This window comes from Aureimonas sp. CAS (genome assembly GCF_059838215.1).
On sequence record NZ_CM187563.1, the window covers coordinates 1,369,983 to 1,385,107 of the forward strand.

The following is a 15,125-nucleotide window of genomic DNA, read 5'->3' on the forward strand; positions in this document are numbered from 1 at the left end:
CTCAATGGCCGCCGGGGTGACGAAGTCCTTCCCGGCGATCCTCTCCAGGATCAAGTTGCCTTTGCCGGCCTCTCGACGGAGAGCGGCCGGCGTCAGGGCGCCATTGAGAAGGATCTCGCAGGCGTCGGCAAGACGCAGCAGCGCGTCCGGCCCAAGTTCATCCCGAGATCGCAAAGCGCGCCGGCTCATTTCCGATACCTCGCGTCCTCGAACCCTTCCGCCGCGACCGGCAGGCCCGCCGCCCATTCGGGCAGCTCGCACATGATCGCCTCCATCTCCGCCGCCGATCCGTGGTCGGCCGCCGGCTCGCACACGATCTCGTCGTGGACCGTGAGGATGATCGGATAGCCGGCGGTCTCGAGCCGTGGCATCGCGTCGGCGAGCACGTCGCGCGCGACGGCCTGCGTCGCGTTCTCGACCAGCAGCCCGCCGTAGGCGAAGCCCCGTTCCCACTTCCGGGTGTAGCTGTTGACGCCCATGTAGCTGAGCGAATCCTTGATGACCGGATCGCCATTCGCGTCGGTCCAGGGCATGCGCTTCGGCCGGATCTCGGGATAGGCGTAGGCGAGGAACCGTTTCGACGGCAGCTGCATGAAGAGGAAGCTGCCGACCTTCTTGAAGGCGATGCGGGCGCCAACCTTGCGCACGCTGCCGGGCTGCTCGATCGCGAGGATCGCGGCCTCTTCCATGTCCCACCAGAACCGTTTGATCTGCGGGTGCGCCGCGCGCCAGGCGTCGCGGATGCTCTCGACCTCGGGCACCGGCAGGCGGACGCCGTAGTTGACGCCCATCGTGGCGAAGGCGCCAACGCCGCCCTGGTAGCCGAGCGCGAGCTCCATCACCTTGCCGATCTGGCGCTGCGCCTTCGTCACGTCTTCCGGCTTCATGCCGTAGGACCGGCCGTAGGCGACCTTGTAGAGATCCGGCCCGGTGCCAGCGTCGAAGGCACGGAATGCCTTCACCTTCCAGTCCTCGCCGGCCAGCCACGCGAGCACGCGGCCCTCGATGTTGGCATAGTCGGCCGCGACGATCTTCCGGCCGGGCGCCGCACGGATCATGCCGCGGAGCGTATCGGCGACGACGTTCAGCGGATCCTCGTAGAGCGCGTCGAGCAGGTCGATGTCGCCGGTGGCCACAATCTCGATCGCGCTGTCGACGTCGTCGAGCTCGGGCCGCTTGATGTTCTGCGGCTGAAAGCGGCGCCCGGCCCACCGTCCGGTGCTGGCGGCATGGAACTGGAGCAAACCGCGGGCGCGGCCGTCTTCGTCGGTGCCATTCAGCAGCGCGTCGATCTTGGCCACGCTGGCGCGCGCGGCGGCGCGCCGGATCTCCAGCGCCTCGCGGACGTCGTCGGGCAGGTCGTCTCGCCCGAGAAGCTCCTCGATCTGGTCCTTCGCGATGCTGTCGACCGGCAGGCCTTTTGAGCGAATCCAACCGACGAGCTGCGCCACGGCCGAGCAGCTGGTGACGGCGTGGCCGGTGGTCTTCGCGATCCGCTGATCGAGCCGTTCGGCCGCCGTCTTCACGATGCGGCGCGCGGCGTGCGCGAGATCGCGATCGACGAACACGCCGCGGCCGTTGATCGTCTGGTCCAGGTGCCAGAGGTCGAGTTCCGACGGCTTCAGCGGGCGCAGGCGCTTCTCAAGCTCGCGCTCGACGGCGACGTCGATGCGGCAGTATTCGATCAGCCGCTCGACTTTCGCCGGCTCGTCCCACCACGTCAGCGGGTCGGCTTTGCGCGGCCGTGCCATCTGCAGCATCAGCCGACGGCCGGCGGCGTCCTTCTCGATGTCGAGACCGGCGGCCGGCGCGGCCTGTTCGAGCGAACCCGGCATGGCCATGGCGTAGGCTTGGACCATCGTGCAGCGCCACGTATCGCCCGCCGGGACCGGCCAGCCGTAGCGCGGGCCGAGGATGCGCGCCCAAAGGGTCGCCTCGAACGAGGCATTGTGGGCGCAGACCGTGCCGCTCTCAAGGACGTGCATGGCGATGTCGTCCGGGCACGGCTCGCCAGGGCGCCACGTCAGGATCGGGCCGTCGTCGAAGGCGTAGCAGGCGCACCAGAGGTCGGTCGTCGGATCGGCGGCGTAGACGTAGACGCCCGTCTTCTTCAGATCGACCATGCTGCGGCTCTCGAAATCGATGTGGAGCGCGGTCACGACAGCATGTCCTCGAAGTTGAGGTCGGCGCTCAGTCCAACCGACGCGAGCGCCGCGGCCTCGCCTTCCGCCGGCGACTGGCCGAGGCCGATGGCGCGCAGCAGCGTTTCCCGGGCGACCGTCTGCTCGTGGTGGACCTCGAACACCTTCGGCGCCGGACGCTTGGCCGCGGCGCGGTCGGCGATGCGCGCGAAGACGCGCTCCCAGGCGGCGCTGGCCTCGGCCTCCACGGCCGGATCGCTCGCGCAACGGGTCTTGGCCTTCGCCAGCGCCTCGTCGCGCGAAAGCGACGGCTTGCCTTCCTGGACCGCCGTCGCCCGCCACGTCAGGCCCGTGTAGACGATCCCATCGGCGTCTTCGACGCGGATCTGGTCGGCGCCGTAGTGCGCGGTGACGCGGCCTTCGACCGGCCGCTCGCCCCAGGCGTCCACGAAGACAACGCGCGAGCCGATCGGGAAGTCGGTGTTCGGCGGGTTCGTGCGCGCGCTCATTCGGCCTGCCCGATCTCGGCGAGCCGCGCCTTCATCATGGCCACGACCTGGCCGGCCAGCCCTTCGGCTTCGCCCGCCTCGTTGGCCGTCAGCGTGCGCTCCATGACCGTCGGCGTGACGCCGTACTGCAGCGCGAGCGACATCATCACGGCCAGGTCGCGCACGGCCGTGTCAAAGGCCGTCCCAACCTTGCGGGTGGAAAGGAACACCTCGCCAATGCGGGCGTCGTCGGTGAAGCCGAATGAGACGGCCACCGTCAGGCCGTTGAAGTCGATCTCCTCGTTCTCGTTGTACCGGCGCAGGGGAAGGCGTTCGCGGGTCATGCGAGCATGTCCTCTAAGGTGATGGGGGCGGGTTGGGCGGCGGCGATCCGGCGGCGCGCGATGGCCGCGTAGTCGGCGCTCAGTTCGATGCCGACGAAGCGGAAGCCCTCGAGCACGGCGCCACGGCCGGTGCTGCCGGAGCCGGTGAAAGGGTCGAGTACGAGTCCGCCGGGTGGGGTCACAGCTGCGCAGATTTCCCGCATCAGTCCGTCCGGTTTCTGCGTCGGATGCTCCGCTTCCGACCCAGGCCGGCGGTGGCGCAAAACCGACCGCGGACGCTTCCCCGGGAACTGGAACTTCCCCTTGGTTGCGAACCACGCGATGTCGTGCATCGGAGCGAAGGACGCCTTCAGGTCGCCCATCCCGTGCCAGTCGCGGTCCCAGACCAAGTGGCTGCGGATGTCGTAACCTGCCGCAAGGATCGCGAGCCGGAACTCTTCCTGCGTTTTCCAATCGCAGAAGCAGACGAGGCTGCCGCCCGGCTTCGTGAGTTCGTAGGCGCGCTTCAGGAACCAGATGAACGCGCGCTGGTCGCCTGCGATCTTCTTATGCTTCTCAATCGTCACTCGGCGGTTCGATTGAAAATCGACGCCGTAAGGCGGGTCGGTGATGACGGCGTCGACGGACTCGTCCTCCATGCCAGCCATGACGGACAGGCAATCCCCCTCGTAGACGAGCGCGCTCATGCCGACGCCCTCCGCGTGAGTTCGCGCGCCAGCGCCGGGGCAGGGCCGCCGATCTTCGCCAGCAGGTCGAGCGCGGCGTCGTTCTGGCCGGACGCGATCAGCGCCGCTAGGCGCTCGCCGACGTTCGGGCCGGCGATGATCCAGCTTGCGAACCGGGCGCTCATGCGAGCACCAGCTTCAGGCTCTCGGCCGCGCGATCGGCGACGAGCCGGCGCAGTGTGCCGGGATGCATCGTGGCCGGCGCCATCTTCCGCAGAAGGTCGAGCGCGTCGTCGGTCTGCCGCTCCGCGATCAGCTCGGCCAGACGATCAACGTCAGCCATGTCCACGTTCGGGATGTCGCGCACGTTCATCTCCTCAGCGAACTGATCGTCGTCCGCTTCGGAAAGCAGGACCGCCGCGGGGTCCGGCACCCACAGTTCGCGACGTTCGCATTCGTCCTTCAGGTCGCTGTCGGCACAGTGTTCGGCGACGCTGTCCTCTTCGTTCCGGTCGCGCAGCTCGGCGACCAGATCGGCGGTGGACACTTCGGTGAGATCGGGCGCAGGCATCGCGTTCTCGCAATTGTCGGTGGCGAAAAATGCTAGAAGGACGGCGGACTCCGGGCGTCAGAGCCCGCCGTCAGGGTCGTTCAGATCATGCCGAGGGCCTGGAGGTAGAGCTCGGTGATGGCTTCCTGCTCGGCCCGATCGTTCTTGTCCTGCTTGCGCATGGCTACGATCCGACGAAGCACCTTCACGTTGTAGCCCCGGCCCTTGGCCTCTCCGTAGACGTCCTTGATGTCGTCGGAGATGGTCTTCTTCTCTTCCTCGAGACGCTCGACGCGCTCGACGAAGGACCGAAGCTCCTCGACCGCGACGTTGCCTTCGGTCTCGGCGCCGTCGCTGTTGTGGCCGATGCCGGCGGCGCTACTCACCGGACGCGCTTTCGACCGGGAGATCGAGAAGGGCGTTCAGCTTCTTCACCGGGATAGCCGGCAGCGACAGCTTCACGTCCTCGAAGTCGTCCAGAAACGAGCCGATCTCCGGCCAAACCTCACGCAGCTTCCCGGTCGTCGTCACCGAGTTGACGACCGATCGGATCTGCCCTTCAGCCTCCTTCACGCGGCTCGCCAGATCGACCTTGCGATCACAGAGGACCGCGTAGCGCGCGGCTACCGCCGCGTCGGCGTCGAAGACGGCCACCATGGCGTTTCGCGTGTGCTTAGAAAGCACCGGTAGATGAACCTCCTCCGCGCGCGGCGAGTCGATCATGCTCCAGAGGCCGCCGAGATTACCGAAGCCATTGAAGTGGACGCGGTCTGTCTCCGTGCCGAAGCGCAGAAGCATGTCCGCCGCGACCGGCAGCCATCCCTTCGGCAAGCTCCGGATCTTCTTCCGCGTGCTCTCGTCGTAGACTGCTTCGTAGCATTCTTCGGCGAAGGCTTTGCGATCGGCGATCAGCTGGGCGACTTCGCCGCCGAACAGATACCGGAGGATGCGGGACGTGATCGCGTCCCGCACCGTCGTTGTGAGCTTCGCGGACGCCATGGTCAGCCGACCATGTCGTCGAGGTCGTCACCCCCGACGGCCTCGAATTCGTCGGTCGCCCGCGCGCCGCCGCTGCCGCCGGCGAGCCGGTCCTTGTGGTCGAGCAGCTGGACGTTCGACAGCGAGAGCGACACGCCCTTGTTGCCCGAGTTGTCGTAGGCGAAGGCCGTGCAGGTCACGCGGCACTCGCGGCCGTCGTAGATCTCGTCCGCCTCGTCCGCTTCCGACACCGCGACGTTCGCCTTGTTGATGACGCCCGGCCGGTTGTTGGTCTTGAAGCGGATGTAGTGCGGGTATTCCTCCGCCAGCTCGGCGAACCGGGGGTAGTCCTCGGTCTTCAGGATCGGCGACGCGATCTTCGTCGTCTTCTGGACGCCCGCCGTCCACTTCTCGTCGCGGGCCGCTGCCACCGCCTGCTTCAGCGCCGTGATGTCGGCGTCGGCCGGGATCAGGAGCGTGACCTGGTAGCGGAACTTGTCCGTGTCGGTCTGGCCCTTGGCCGTCGGCTTCTTCTGGTAGAGGCTCGCATACATCATGCGACCGGCGGGGGTCATGTAGGTGCCCGTCTTCTCGAGGTAACGGGCCGTCTTCAGTCCACTCATGGGAGGTTCTTTCGTTGGGAGGTTATGCCGGCAGTGGTCGCCCTGCCGGCGCGGCGTCTTCGGCTACTCGCCGAATTCTTCGGACGCCTCGACCTTCACGGCCGGGCGCGGGTCCGACACGGGCACGAGGTTCGTGCCGCTGGATTCCTTCGTGATCAGCCCGGCCATCGCCTCGGCGCGAGCGACCTTGTTCTTTCCGGGGAAGTGCCGCTCCAGCTGCGCGGGCGAGCGCATCTTCCGTTCGAAGATGTCCTCGTCGCTGAGGCCGAGATCGACCTGCAGCGTACCGATGACATCGTCGCCATCCCGCCACCGGCGCGTCGCGCGCTTGGCCACCAGCTTGAACCCGTCCGGCGTCTGGCCGGCGAGCGCCTGGTCGTGCTCGAACTTCTGGACGGCCTTCGTCCAGTTCGCGATGAAGTCGGCGTGCGTCAGCACGCGCCCGCGGTGCTCGGGCGTCATGTCCTCGGGTGCGGGCAAGGTCAGATCTCCGTCGTCGGTGAACTCGGCGCCAGCCCGCTCCATCGCGAGATCGCGATAGGCGGGACAGACGGGGGCGGCCGGGCAGAAGCGGCAATGATCGCCGGCGTGCAGCGGCGCGTCCGGGTCGTCGGTCCTCGCCGCGGCCACGCGGATGTCCTGCTCGAAGTCCAGGAGGTCGAGCAGATCGACCGAGAAGCTTCGCACCGGGCCGTCGCGGTGCGCCGCGCGCGGCTGGACGACGTGCAGCGTGACGCCGTCCAGCGGCAGGTTGTGGTGGCGCCGCGCCGCGCCCGCGCCGTAGAGGAGCAGCTGCGGGTTCTGGTCGACTTCGACCGCGACACCCTTGCCGTGCTTGTAGTCGACGACGTGGAGCCAGCGGGCGCCCTGCAGGTAGATCGTCGCGTCGCCCGTGCCGAAGATGCCCGGGTGCAGATCGCTCATGTCGAGGCGCTGCTCGACCGAGACCATGGCCGCGCCGTCGCTCGCCGCGATCTCGCAGATGTGGTCGAGGTAGATCTGCACGGCGTCCGCCATGTCCTCGTCGACCTCGAACGTCGTCTCGCCGTCGGCAGGCTCCAGCGTGTCGCCGCCGAGGTAGAAAGGCGACTTGCCCTCGGCCGGATGCGTGTTGATCAGCCAGCCGAGGAAGGCGTCGGCGTCCTTGCCTTCTTCCAGGCAGCGCGACGCAACTTCATGCGCTGCCGTGCCTTCGTTCGCGTAGCTGCTCGACCGGTTCGGGATGCCCTCGGACATGCGGATGCTGCCGGGGCATTCGATCCAGCGATGCGCGGCGGACGGCGCGAGCTTGGCGTGGGCGCGATCGGAGTGCGGGGTGGCGGACATCAGCGCGCTTCCTCGTAGATCGTTTCTGCAAGGCGCTTTGCGCTGTTTGCGTCGGGCATGAGCTCGCCATAGACGTCACGTTCGAAGCGTGATGCCGTCGACGTCTGCGCATCCCAATGCGTCGCGCCGGCGCGCCACTTCGTGCCGCGGGAAGGTTTGGGGGCGAGCGAGTGGCGTGCCAGGCGTTCGGGCACTGCGAACAGCGTCACGTCGTCCGGCATTGCGCACTTCCAGCCGCCAGAGTTCTCGTCGCGGAGCCACGTGCGAGACATCAGCGACGCCCTCCGTTCTGGCGCTCGTCGCGATCAGCGAGAACGATCAGCAAAGCGCTGGCGACCGAGCCCACGACGATCAGGCCGGCTGCGATGAAGGCGACAGTCCAGGGGTTCATTTCGCATTCTCCGACTGCGAAAAGTGCTAAGGCCGGGGCGCAGTAAGACCGCGCCCCGAGGCGGGATCAGGCGAGCGCACTTTCGACGTCGCCCTTCAGCTTGCCGATGGCCGCGGCCAGCTCGCCCAGTTTCGCGTCCGGCAGGTCGCCCAGCTTCGTGACGCCGAACGGATTCAGCAGCTTCTGGACGAATGCGCCGCGCTCCGACTGATCGAGCTTGGCGGCTTCGGCGACGATCGCCGTGCGGATCTCGTCGCGGCTCATGGCCGGCGCGTCGGTCTTCGGCGTCTCGGGCGCGGCACTCTCTGCAGGCTGTTCGTCGGCCTTGGCCTCGGTCTCTTCGGCCGTCGTGCCGGCGTTCGCCTGCTCGGCTTCGGCGCGCTCGGCGGCCTCGTCTTCGGCGATCTCCTCCTTCGTCCGGCGCGAGCGGCCGCTGGCAGGCGCGGGCTTGCCGCGCTCGCGGACGGCGCCGGCTTCCGGTTCGGTCGGGGAGGGCAGGGTGGCCGTCTCGGTCACGGCAGCCGCCACAGGCGAAGCGCCGGAGAACAGGGCCGCGAGGCCCGTGATCTGTGCGCTCAAATCCGACGGCTGCTCGGCCGTCACCTTCAGTTCGATCATTGTTGGGGTCCTTCGGTTGGCGGTGTCGACCGCTGAGAGCCAAGTTAACGGAAAATTAGCAATGTGCAAGTAGCTAATGCGAAAAATGCTAGGAACGGAGCGCGGCTAGTTCAGCATCCACAGCCAAGTGTCGTCTCCGGTCGGTGACGTCGGCATAGGCGCCGATGATCTCGGCCGCGACCTGCGGGACGATGGCATTGCCGTAGGCGCGCAGCTTTCCCACTCGGGCGGGAACATCGCGCTTCAGCAGTTCCAGAGTTTCGGCATTCTCCTGTCGATGGGTCTGCCATGCCTCTTCAGCATGTTGTGCCAGAACCCATGACAGTGCTTGCAGAGTGTCTGGATGTTCGACGGATCGTTGTTCGAGACATCCCCGTCGACGTGGTGCGCCTGCGTGTCCCGCTCCCAGCCGCACGCTTCGCACTGCGGCCCTAAACTCCTCCGAGCCCGAAAGTGGAACGTGACCTTGGCAGCGGCCCCCGTCGAATTGGCACAGGTAAGCGAGCAAAACTTCCGCGCCGCAAACTCCGGTCGGCTCTCCCATCGACCCGTAGGCCGCTGGCTGCGAAAGAACTCGCTCCGACACCGCTCGCAGTGTTTCGGCGGGTCCGGTAGACGCTTCCTGCCCATAGCGTTCTACTTCCTTGAGCGTTTCGGCATGGAGGTCGGGGCGCACTCGTCCCATTCCGGCGGAAAACCCATCAACCATGCGACGAATGTCGGCGCCAACGCGCCGGGCTTTCCCGTCTGCGCCGATGGCCCAGCGAGCGTCAGACCAGCTTGTGTGATTTGCGCGGCCTGGCAAGTGTCCTGCGGCGAACCCTTCCGCTCGATCTCCCGCAGCGTCCCGTCCAGCGACCGGACGTTCTTCTCCCCGTCCGCCGCGCGCGGCGTCGGATACAGCGACATCATCTGCGCTTCGTTGCGAAGCCGGCATCCCGGCGTGTATCGCTGCGCCGGATCGGCATACTTCATCCAATGCGCCGGGTTGCCCGTTCTCCCGGCGTCTTCCACCGTGGACGTCGGCCACAAACCACAGTCGATCTCTTCGATGGGGCGCATCGACGGCACAAGCCGGGACAACGGCCGCCCCGCAGGCGTAGCCGATGCTTTCCAGGTCAGCCGACACTCCGTCGAGCCAATCCTTTCCAACCGCTGCCGCAACCTGCTCTCCCATGACGACATCGGGCCGACAGGCACGGATGAGGTCGAAGAAGACCGGCCAGAGGTGGCGTTCGTCCGCTTGCGCGCCGCCCTTGCCGGCGACGGAGAAGGGCTGGCAGGGGCAGGAGCCGGTCCAGAGGGGACGGTCGTCGGGCCAGCCGGCGAGGCGGGCGCCGAGCGACCAGCCTCCGATTCCGGCGAATAAGTGCACCTGAGCATATCCTCGAAGGTCATCGGCTCGAACATCGGTGATGCTCCTCTCGTCGACGTCGCCGGGCGCGATATGGCCGGCAGCGATCAGGTTGCGGAGCCATTGCGCCGCATAGGGGTCGAACTCGTTGTAGTAAGCGGTCACGCGAGCATGTCCTCGATGTCGTCGACCGCGGCCGGCTGGCGCACGGCACGGAGCGTCTCGATCAGCGCCGGCAGCTCGCGGTAGGTGAAGAGCGCCACCGGCGCGCCGTCGTTCGAGCGCAGCCGGATCTCGACCGCGTCGCTCCGCTCGGTCACGACGATGTTGCCGATCGTGGGCAAGGTTCTTCCGGTCATCCGATCACCCTCGCGATGTCGTTCATCTTGCGCGCGACGGCGCGCTGCACGTTCTCGTCGATCGAGCCGGCGAGCATGGCGAAGCGGACGAGACACGCCTCGTTCTGGCCGACGCGATGGATGCGCTGCGCGGCCTGCTCGTTCTCGCCGGGAACCCAGCTCGATTCCACGAAGACGAGGTCGCTTGCGGCGGTCAGCGTGATGCCGGCGCCTGCGGCTTGGATCTGACCGATGAAGACGCGCGCGTCGCCGTTCTGGAACTCGTCCACTTGGCGCTGCCGGTCGCGCGTCGAGCCGTCGATCGAGGCGACGCCGACATAGCGTGCGAGCTCTTCGCGCAGCCCTTCGATCACCGCGCGATGCTGCGCGAACAGGACGATCTTCCCGCCGCCGTTCGCCAGCCAATCGCGCGTCCAGCTGGCGACGCCGGCGACCTTGGCCGCGCCCGTCAACCTGCGGAGCGTCGTCGCGTGGCCGGCGATCAGTTTCAGCCCGTCGACGCCGTGCTCTTCAAGCGTTCGGCGCACGAGCTCGGCTTCCTCGCCGGGAATGTGAGAAGGTATGCAGCCTTCAACTGCCAAATCGACGTATCGAAGTTCCGGCATTTCTTTGGCGACTTCGCACTTCATCCTTCGCAGCATCATTGGCGAGAACCGTGCCGCGATCTCTTCGTGATTCTTTGTTCCTACGATTCTATCACCGTAGCCATCAACTACTCTCTCACAGAACTTAAGTTCGAACGCCTCCAGATCGTAGGGTCTGCCTGCTGCGGACCAAATGAGTTCAGGACGTAGCGCTCGCAGATGAGTCCAAAGTTCGCCTGCGTGATTAGGCATAGGCGTTCCGCTCAGTAGGAATACTCTTTTAGCTTGCGAAACCAATCCGTTTACCCCGTCGCAATTCTCCCCGTACACTGTCTTCGTGCGCTTCGCGGTCGGCGTCTTCAGATAGTGGGCCTCGTCGATGATGATGGTGTCGAACGGCCCGACGGCCTTCGTCGCCGTGTCGAAGCTGAAGACCTCGGCGTCGAACAAGCCGAGCGACCAGCGATCGATCTCGCGCCGCCAGTTCTCGACGACGCTGGCGGGACAGACGACGAGCACCCGGCCGGACGCGACGAGGTCCGCCGCGACGATCGCCTGGGCCGTCTTGCCGAGGCCGGGCTCGTCGGCGAGCAGCGCGAACGCCTTGCGCGACAGGAACTCGGCGCCGGCCACCTGGTAGGGCATGAGCGCGGGCATCAGAAGCAGAGCCCTTCGCGCAGGCAGAAGATCGCGATGGCGTCGGCCTCGTTGTCGTCGGTCGGGCTGTAGCCGCGCTCGCGCGCCGCGGCCATCATCAGCGCCTTGTCGGCGTTTCCCTTGCCGCTCCACGCCTTCTTGATCTCGCCAACCGGGACGCCTTCGTAAGGGATCGCGTTCGCCTCGCACCACTCGGTCAGGATCGCCAGCAGCCCGCCGTAGACGTGCGCGGCGTCCGTGCCCTTGTGGCGCCGGACCTCCTCGAAGTTCACCTCAGTGACCGGATAGGCCGAATGGATCTCGAGCAGTTTCGCCCGGAACTTGACGAAACGCATGCCACCGCCTTCGAAGCGGCCCGGCTTCAGTTTCCAGACGCCGGAGAAATGCGCGCCCGCCGTGCCGACGCACCATCCGGTCGTTGTGCCGAGGTCGAGAGCGAGACGGGACATGGCGGCTTCCTTACAGGACTGAAGTCCTCAAATGGGAACATAAGCGGAACATAGATCGCCCTGGTTGTCGAATCGCGGACGCGTTCGAAACCAGAAGCTGCGCGGCTCTGTGGACAAGTGTCGCGGTTACCCGGGCGGGTACGCGCCGCGGTTGATCTGCAGCAGCCGGCCCGCCTCGCGCGCCAAGTCGGCGGAGAGGTGGACGGCGACCGTCGGCTGCAGCACGGCCTCGACGAACTCGCTGCGATCGTCGCTCGTGAAAATGCGGACGACGACGCCGGCATCGGTCGGGTGCCGATAGACGGAGACCGTGTTCATGCAGCGTGGTCCCGCGTCTCGGCCGGCACGAGCTCGATCCGGTAGCCTTCGCCGGGGCGCCAAGCCACGGTCAGCCCTTCGGGACGCAGCGTCTTCCGCAGCCGCGATATGTAGACGTGCATGCTGGTGAGGGCGCTTTCAGGTCCGCCGTCGGAGCGATGCCCATAGATACGTCCGGCTAGCGCCGCGGCGTCGAGCGGCCCGGACTTCTCCAGGGTCCGCAACATGCGGGCGGCGATGCCGGTGATCCGTCGCCGAGTGATCGCACCCTCGACATCGGAGACGACACGCTGGCCGCAGCAGGAGCAGACGGCGCCCATCTACTCCCCCTCCCTTGCCGGCGCGGGGATGAGGGCGCGGATCGCCTCGGCGATTACGATGGCCGGAGTGGACTGCGCCGCGCCCCACGCTTTCGCGTGGTCGTCCGCCACCTCCGCTGCCCGCTCCAACCCCTTCCGCTCTCCCTCGGATGCTTCTGCTTCCAGAGCAGCGATGCGGGCGTCCCGTTCGGATATCTCGACGAGAAGCGGCGCGATGATGTTGAGGGTAATCGCCTCGCGCACCACAGCGTCGTTCACGAGCGCGCGGCACTGACTGGCAGTCGCAGCGTTGTCGATCATGATCGAGCCGCGTTTCGCGATATCGTTGATCGGCCTCATGACGCGTCTCCCCGCAGGCGGGCCAGATCGATGGCGTCCCGCAGGTTGGCGCCCTCGGCGATCTTGCTCCACTCGCGGTCAGATCGACCGCCGTTGACGCGATAGACCTCCCACACGTCCTCTTCCCAGCCCTCGTACTGAACGTGAACGTTGCTGTTCGCCTCCAGCCAATCGAGGCGAGCCACGTCCTCGCGGATGCGCTCTTCCTGTGAGGCTCGGTCGGCGCGGTCTCGCATGATGGCGCGGGCGATGATTTGGATCGGGTCGTCAGCTTCGAAGTGCATGTCAACGAGCGCACCTTCCGCCAGCGCCAGCACCTTCACCGGGATCGGCGCTGCCTTCTCGGGGGCGGGGGTCATGCGTCACCTGCCGAGGTGTCGCCCACCAGCCGCGTCCCGTTCGGGATCGGCCCCATGTAGCCCATCGACCGACAAAGGTTTGCGGCGTCGTGGCGCAGCGGCTCTTGGCTGTAGCGCCAGCGAGAGAACCATGAGCGCCAGCCCGTCCGCTCAAGAGCCATGCGCGTGAGGATGTCCATCGCGCGCTCGAAGTCAGCGTCTCGGTTGCGGTTCATCATCGGCTCGCCTCCTGCGCGTCACCTGTGAGAGTGGCGCGGGCGACCTTGCCGAAGTCAGTGCTGTTCGCTCCCCAAGGGCCTTCGCTCGGAAGTCGATGTTCGTTCTCCCAAGCGTAGAACCGCAGCGCCGCCTCCACCTTCTCTAAGCGCTCCCGCGCCTCGGCAAGAGCGGCTTCGGCGGTGTCGGCACGAAGGATTGCAGCACCCTCCGCAGCGATGCGGTTCACGTTCTCGTCGTATTGCGCATCCCGCTCGCGCGTCAGCCGCTCCACCTCGCCCGGCTCCTCGACGGGGGCGGCGTAGAGAGGGCGGACGTTGCGATAACGTTGGCTCGTGACGTAGACGCGAGGATCGCGCAGCGAGACGCCACGCTCCCATTCTCCATAAGGCAATGACTCGAACTCGAACGCCACTGCCTCGCCCACCGGCCCGGCTCCTGCAGCCGTATGGGTGAGGCAGGAGAGAACGCGGTGCTCGAAGTCGGCTTGGGCGGCGGCTTTGGCTAGATCAACCGATGCGAAATGTTCACCGCCAACGCCGTCTCCGCACCAGTGAATGCCATCCCGCTCCGAGTGATAGATCACGTAGGGACCGCCCATCGGTGCATCCGCGGAGGCGAGCCTTTGGCCGTCAGGCCACTCTTTCACTTCATCGCGCCACTCCAGCGCCTTCACCCTAGAGCCCATAGCGTCGTAGGCGGTGCGGGCGCGGCGGTTCCAGGCGGCGATGGCCGCCGTCTCTGCCTCGGCTTCGTTCGGAAGCCATCCATTGAGCGAGATCGCGTCGGCACCCATGCAGTCGCATTCACCGCAATGCACCTGCCCACCATGATAGTCATCTGGTTGGACGTCGCTCAAAGAGACGCTCAGGTTTTCGCGTTCGCCACAGAACGGGCACGGCTCCAGCGCTTCACGCGCGAGGTCAGAGGCCATGGTGGTGCTCATCGATTCAACCTTCCCGGGTTCGTGTTCACCGCGCGTCGAGCTCGCGCAGCGAGGCCTCGGCCTTCGCGCGCTCCGCGACCTTGAGCTCGTCGAGCTTCAGCTTGACCTTCTCGGCCAGCTTCGGACGGGCGAGGGGCCTGCCGAGCAGACGCCTCCCGGCCATCCGCTCGACGAGCGCCGGATCGCCGGCGGCCAGCTTGCCAAAGGTGGACGTCGCCGTGCCGGTGCGCCGGCAGTAGGCGAGGACGTCGTCGAGGAGGGAGTAGCTCGGTTCGCTCATGTTAGCAATGCTAGTATTGCTAATCACGAAATGCAAGCGGCCGGCCGACGATTTCCTGGGCGGGGCCGTCAGCCGGTCAGATCCGCAGGCGTTGAGGCCCTACCGTTAGATCGGGATGAACTCCGTATAAGACTCCTCAGCGCTGTCGTATTCGAAGATCTCTCGGCTTTCGTTTATCAGAAATCTTGCATCATCAGTGCAGTCTATGATCCAAGAATCCTTGCCTTTCGTAATCGCTTTTACGATTGGGTGCTCAAGAACATTGTTTCTAAGAATGTCGACTACTTGTCCCGTGTCGGAGGCGAGTTCGAAATACAGCTGAATAGCTAGTTCGTGCGACGTCTCACGGCCCATCAGCGCCTCATTCAAGAGTTGGCGCACAGCCTCGACCTCGGATGCGAGCCTTCGCTTTTTCTGAAATGCCTCGATGCGGGATACCAGCGACGTCGGCAGGTTGTAGACGCGTCGCTGTATCGCATCCTTTTCATCGACCATGGCAATCGCTCCGCACAAATCGTTGTCACGCAGATTGACACCGTAAGTGTCAATGATAGGTTAATCGAACGCACAAAGGTCTGTGCGTTGACGCGCAACAAGGAGGTATCATGCCTGCGCCGGGATACAAGGGCGAGAACGGGGGCGAACGTCGGGTCGTCGTCATCATGACGGAAGCCGAGGTCGACGCGCTCGACGGTTGGGGGGTCCCGTCAGGGATGCCGAGCCGGTCTGCCGCGATCAGGGAACTGATCCGCCGAGGGCTCGAGGGCGCCTCGGAAAAGCTGAACCCGTGAGAGGCTGCCACCTCGTCACGGGTTCGGAG

General features: G+C 66.2%; 25 protein-coding genes. 1 reads left to right on the top strand and 24 read right to left on the bottom strand.

Annotated features, from left to right (window positions below):
* Window positions 1–185 precede the first annotated feature (185 nt).
* From AC6R2M_RS06645 to AC6R2M_RS06760, 24 genes are all read right to left on the bottom strand, one after another.
* A complete protein-coding gene (locus AC6R2M_RS06645) occupies window positions 186–2,159 on the bottom strand; it encodes a DNA polymerase (RefSeq protein ID WP_500486688.1) in 1,974 nt (657 codons plus the stop codon).
* Window positions 2,156–2,650, bottom strand: a complete 495-nt coding sequence (locus AC6R2M_RS06650) for a hypothetical protein (RefSeq protein WP_500486690.1) — start codon at window positions 2,648–2,650, stop codon at window positions 2,156–2,158. The genes AC6R2M_RS06645 and AC6R2M_RS06650 overlap by 4 nt, the downstream gene beginning before the upstream one ends.
* Complete coding sequence (locus tag AC6R2M_RS06655; protein WP_500486692.1) at window positions 2,647–2,973, bottom strand: TSCPD domain-containing protein; 327 nt, start codon at window positions 2,971–2,973, stop codon at window positions 2,647–2,649. Before AC6R2M_RS06655 ends, AC6R2M_RS06650 begins: the two co-directional genes overlap by 4 nt.
* Complete coding sequence (locus AC6R2M_RS06660; RefSeq protein WP_500486694.1) at window positions 2,970–3,659, bottom strand: DNA-methyltransferase; 690 nt, start codon at window positions 3,657–3,659, stop codon at window positions 2,970–2,972. The genes AC6R2M_RS06655 and AC6R2M_RS06660 overlap by 4 nt, the downstream gene beginning before the upstream one ends.
* Complete coding sequence (locus AC6R2M_RS06665) at window positions 3,656–3,823, bottom strand: hypothetical protein (protein ID WP_500486696.1); 168 nt, start codon at window positions 3,821–3,823, stop codon at window positions 3,656–3,658. Before AC6R2M_RS06665 ends, AC6R2M_RS06660 begins: the two co-directional genes overlap by 4 nt.
* Window positions 3,820–4,209, bottom strand: coding sequence for a hypothetical protein (locus tag AC6R2M_RS06670; RefSeq protein ID WP_500486698.1), 390 nt, complete (start codon window positions 4,207–4,209; stop codon window positions 3,820–3,822). The genes AC6R2M_RS06665 and AC6R2M_RS06670 overlap by 4 nt, the downstream gene beginning before the upstream one ends.
* 80 nt (window positions 4,210–4,289) lie before the next feature.
* Complete coding sequence (locus tag AC6R2M_RS06675; protein ID WP_500486700.1) at window positions 4,290–4,574, bottom strand: DUF2312 domain-containing protein; 285 nt, start codon at window positions 4,572–4,574, stop codon at window positions 4,290–4,292.
* A complete protein-coding gene (locus AC6R2M_RS06680; RefSeq protein ID WP_500486702.1) occupies window positions 4,567–5,187 on the bottom strand; it encodes an Nmad5 family putative nucleotide modification protein in 621 nt (206 codons plus the stop codon). Before AC6R2M_RS06680 ends, AC6R2M_RS06675 begins: the two co-directional genes overlap by 8 nt.
* 2 nt (window positions 5,188–5,189) lie before the next feature.
* Window positions 5,190–5,789 carry an ssDNA-binding protein gene (locus AC6R2M_RS06685; RefSeq protein WP_500486704.1) on the bottom strand — a complete coding sequence of 200 codons (600 nt, stop codon included), beginning with the start codon at window positions 5,787–5,789 and terminating at the stop codon, window positions 5,190–5,192.
* A 63-nt stretch (window positions 5,790–5,852) separates the two neighbouring features.
* The gene (locus AC6R2M_RS06690; RefSeq protein ID WP_500486706.1) at window positions 5,853–7,115 is read right to left on the bottom strand and encodes a DUF2800 domain-containing protein; all 1,263 of its coding nucleotides are present in this window, start codon (window positions 7,113–7,115) and stop codon (window positions 5,853–5,855) included.
* On the bottom strand, window positions 7,115–7,336 hold the full coding sequence (locus AC6R2M_RS06695; protein WP_500486708.1) for a hypothetical protein: 222 nt from the start codon (window positions 7,334–7,336) through the stop codon (window positions 7,115–7,117). Before AC6R2M_RS06695 ends, AC6R2M_RS06690 begins: the two co-directional genes overlap by 1 nt.
* A gap of 236 nt (window positions 7,337–7,572) precedes the next feature.
* Window positions 7,573–8,124, bottom strand: coding sequence for a hypothetical protein (locus tag AC6R2M_RS06700; RefSeq protein ID WP_500486710.1), 552 nt, complete (start codon window positions 8,122–8,124; stop codon window positions 7,573–7,575).
* Window positions 8,125–8,212: 88 nt separating this feature from the next.
* Window positions 8,213–9,643 (bottom strand): DNA cytosine methyltransferase, encoded by a 1,431-nt coding sequence (locus tag AC6R2M_RS06705; protein ID WP_500486712.1) that lies wholly within the window; start codon window positions 9,641–9,643, stop codon window positions 8,213–8,215.
* Window positions 9,640–9,837: a hypothetical protein gene (locus tag AC6R2M_RS06710; RefSeq protein ID WP_500486714.1), complete on the bottom strand. Its 198-nt coding sequence runs from the start codon at window positions 9,835–9,837 to the stop codon at window positions 9,640–9,642. Before AC6R2M_RS06710 ends, AC6R2M_RS06705 begins: the two co-directional genes overlap by 4 nt.
* Window positions 9,834–11,054 carry a DEAD/DEAH box helicase gene (locus tag AC6R2M_RS06715; RefSeq protein ID WP_500486716.1) on the bottom strand — a complete coding sequence of 407 codons (1,221 nt, stop codon included), beginning with the start codon at window positions 11,052–11,054 and terminating at the stop codon, window positions 9,834–9,836. The genes AC6R2M_RS06710 and AC6R2M_RS06715 overlap by 4 nt, the downstream gene beginning before the upstream one ends.
* A 23-nt stretch (window positions 11,055–11,077) precedes the next feature.
* Entirely contained in the window at window positions 11,078–11,527 is a 450-nt protein-coding gene (locus AC6R2M_RS06720) for a crossover junction endodeoxyribonuclease RuvC (RefSeq protein ID WP_500486718.1), read from the bottom strand.
* 126 nt (window positions 11,528–11,653) lie between these two features.
* The gene (locus tag AC6R2M_RS06725; protein ID WP_500486720.1) at window positions 11,654–11,845 is read right to left on the bottom strand and encodes a hypothetical protein; all 192 of its coding nucleotides are present in this window, start codon (window positions 11,843–11,845) and stop codon (window positions 11,654–11,656) included.
* Window positions 11,842–12,165: a hypothetical protein gene (locus tag AC6R2M_RS06730; protein ID WP_500486722.1), complete on the bottom strand. Its 324-nt coding sequence runs from the start codon at window positions 12,163–12,165 to the stop codon at window positions 11,842–11,844. Before AC6R2M_RS06730 ends, AC6R2M_RS06725 begins: the two co-directional genes overlap by 4 nt.
* Complete coding sequence (locus AC6R2M_RS06735) at window positions 12,166–12,504, bottom strand: hypothetical protein (protein ID WP_500486724.1); 339 nt, start codon at window positions 12,502–12,504, stop codon at window positions 12,166–12,168. It lies immediately after the preceding gene.
* The gene (locus tag AC6R2M_RS06740; protein WP_500486726.1) at window positions 12,501–12,863 is read right to left on the bottom strand and encodes a hypothetical protein; all 363 of its coding nucleotides are present in this window, start codon (window positions 12,861–12,863) and stop codon (window positions 12,501–12,503) included. Before AC6R2M_RS06740 ends, AC6R2M_RS06735 begins: the two co-directional genes overlap by 4 nt.
* On the bottom strand, window positions 12,860–13,081 hold the full coding sequence (locus AC6R2M_RS06745; RefSeq protein WP_500486727.1) for a hypothetical protein: 222 nt from the start codon (window positions 13,079–13,081) through the stop codon (window positions 12,860–12,862). Before AC6R2M_RS06745 ends, AC6R2M_RS06740 begins: the two co-directional genes overlap by 4 nt.
* Window positions 13,078–14,025, bottom strand: coding sequence for a Lar family restriction alleviation protein (locus tag AC6R2M_RS06750; protein WP_500486729.1), 948 nt, complete (start codon window positions 14,023–14,025; stop codon window positions 13,078–13,080). Before AC6R2M_RS06750 ends, AC6R2M_RS06745 begins: the two co-directional genes overlap by 4 nt.
* A gap of 25 nt (window positions 14,026–14,050) precedes the next feature.
* Window positions 14,051–14,305, bottom strand: coding sequence for a hypothetical protein (locus AC6R2M_RS06755; protein WP_500486731.1), 255 nt, complete (start codon window positions 14,303–14,305; stop codon window positions 14,051–14,053).
* 105 nt (window positions 14,306–14,410) lie between these two features.
* On the bottom strand, window positions 14,411–14,800 hold the full coding sequence (locus AC6R2M_RS06760; RefSeq protein WP_500486733.1) for a hypothetical protein: 390 nt from the start codon (window positions 14,798–14,800) through the stop codon (window positions 14,411–14,413).
* Window positions 14,801–14,910: 110 nt separating this feature from the next.
* Between AC6R2M_RS06760 and AC6R2M_RS06765 the strand changes: the two genes are divergently transcribed.
* Window positions 14,911–15,096 (top strand): hypothetical protein, encoded by a 186-nt coding sequence (locus AC6R2M_RS06765; protein WP_500486735.1) that lies wholly within the window; start codon window positions 14,911–14,913, stop codon window positions 15,094–15,096.
* The last annotated feature ends 29 nt before the right edge of the window (window positions 15,097–15,125 follow it).

What these genes read in the sequence shown, in the direction of transcription:
- AC6R2M_RS06680 (WP_500486702.1), bottom strand. Translation starts at nt 5,187, where the DNA reads ATGGCGTCCGCGAAGCTCACAACGACGGTGCGGGACGCGATCACGTCC.
- AC6R2M_RS06695 (WP_500486708.1), bottom strand. Translation starts at nt 7,336, where the DNA reads ATGCCGGACGACGTGACGCTGTTCGCAGTGCCCGAACGCCTGGCACGC.
- AC6R2M_RS06665 (WP_500486696.1), bottom strand. Translation starts at nt 3,823, where the DNA reads ATGAGCGCCCGGTTCGCAAGCTGGATCATCGCCGGCCCGAACGTCGGC.
- AC6R2M_RS06670 (WP_500486698.1), bottom strand. Translation starts at nt 4,209, where the DNA reads ATGCCTGCGCCCGATCTCACCGAAGTGTCCACCGCCGATCTGGTCGCC.
- AC6R2M_RS06765 (WP_500486735.1), top strand. Translation starts at nt 14,911, where the DNA reads ATGCCTGCGCCGGGATACAAGGGCGAGAACGGGGGCGAACGTCGGGTC.
- AC6R2M_RS06740 (WP_500486726.1), bottom strand. Translation starts at nt 12,863, where the DNA reads ATGACCCCCGCCCCCGAGAAGGCAGCGCCGATCCCGGTGAAGGTGCTG.
- AC6R2M_RS06710 (WP_500486714.1), bottom strand. Translation starts at nt 9,837, where the DNA reads ATGACCGGAAGAACCTTGCCCACGATCGGCAACATCGTCGTGACCGAG.
- AC6R2M_RS06760 (WP_500486733.1), bottom strand. Translation starts at nt 14,800, where the DNA reads ATGGTCGATGAAAAGGATGCGATACAGCGACGCGTCTACAACCTGCCG.
- AC6R2M_RS06720 (WP_500486718.1), bottom strand. Translation starts at nt 11,527, where the DNA reads ATGTCCCGTCTCGCTCTCGACCTCGGCACAACGACCGGATGGTGCGTC.
- AC6R2M_RS06735 (WP_500486724.1), bottom strand. Translation starts at nt 12,504, where the DNA reads ATGAGGCCGATCAACGATATCGCGAAACGCGGCTCGATCATGATCGAC.
- AC6R2M_RS06750 (WP_500486729.1), bottom strand. Translation starts at nt 14,025, where the DNA reads ATGAGCACCACCATGGCCTCTGACCTCGCGCGTGAAGCGCTGGAGCCG.
- AC6R2M_RS06655 (WP_500486692.1), bottom strand. Translation starts at nt 2,973, where the DNA reads ATGACCCGCGAACGCCTTCCCCTGCGCCGGTACAACGAGAACGAGGAG.
- AC6R2M_RS06745 (WP_500486727.1), bottom strand. Translation starts at nt 13,081, where the DNA reads ATGATGAACCGCAACCGAGACGCTGACTTCGAGCGCGCGATGGACATC.
- AC6R2M_RS06685 (WP_500486704.1), bottom strand. Translation starts at nt 5,789, where the DNA reads ATGAGTGGACTGAAGACGGCCCGTTACCTCGAGAAGACGGGCACCTAC.
- AC6R2M_RS06755 (WP_500486731.1), bottom strand. Translation starts at nt 14,305, where the DNA reads ATGAGCGAACCGAGCTACTCCCTCCTCGACGACGTCCTCGCCTACTGC.
- AC6R2M_RS06730 (WP_500486722.1), bottom strand. Translation starts at nt 12,165, where the DNA reads ATGGGCGCCGTCTGCTCCTGCTGCGGCCAGCGTGTCGTCTCCGATGTC.
- AC6R2M_RS06650 (WP_500486690.1), bottom strand. Translation starts at nt 2,650, where the DNA reads ATGAGCGCGCGCACGAACCCGCCGAACACCGACTTCCCGATCGGCTCG.
- AC6R2M_RS06660 (WP_500486694.1), bottom strand. Translation starts at nt 3,659, where the DNA reads ATGAGCGCGCTCGTCTACGAGGGGGATTGCCTGTCCGTCATGGCTGGC.
- AC6R2M_RS06690 (WP_500486706.1), bottom strand. Translation starts at nt 7,115, where the DNA reads ATGTCCGCCACCCCGCACTCCGATCGCGCCCACGCCAAGCTCGCGCCG.
- AC6R2M_RS06700 (WP_500486710.1), bottom strand. Translation starts at nt 8,124, where the DNA reads ATGATCGAACTGAAGGTGACGGCCGAGCAGCCGTCGGATTTGAGCGCA.
- AC6R2M_RS06725 (WP_500486720.1), bottom strand. Translation starts at nt 11,845, where the DNA reads ATGAACACGGTCTCCGTCTATCGGCACCCGACCGATGCCGGCGTCGTC.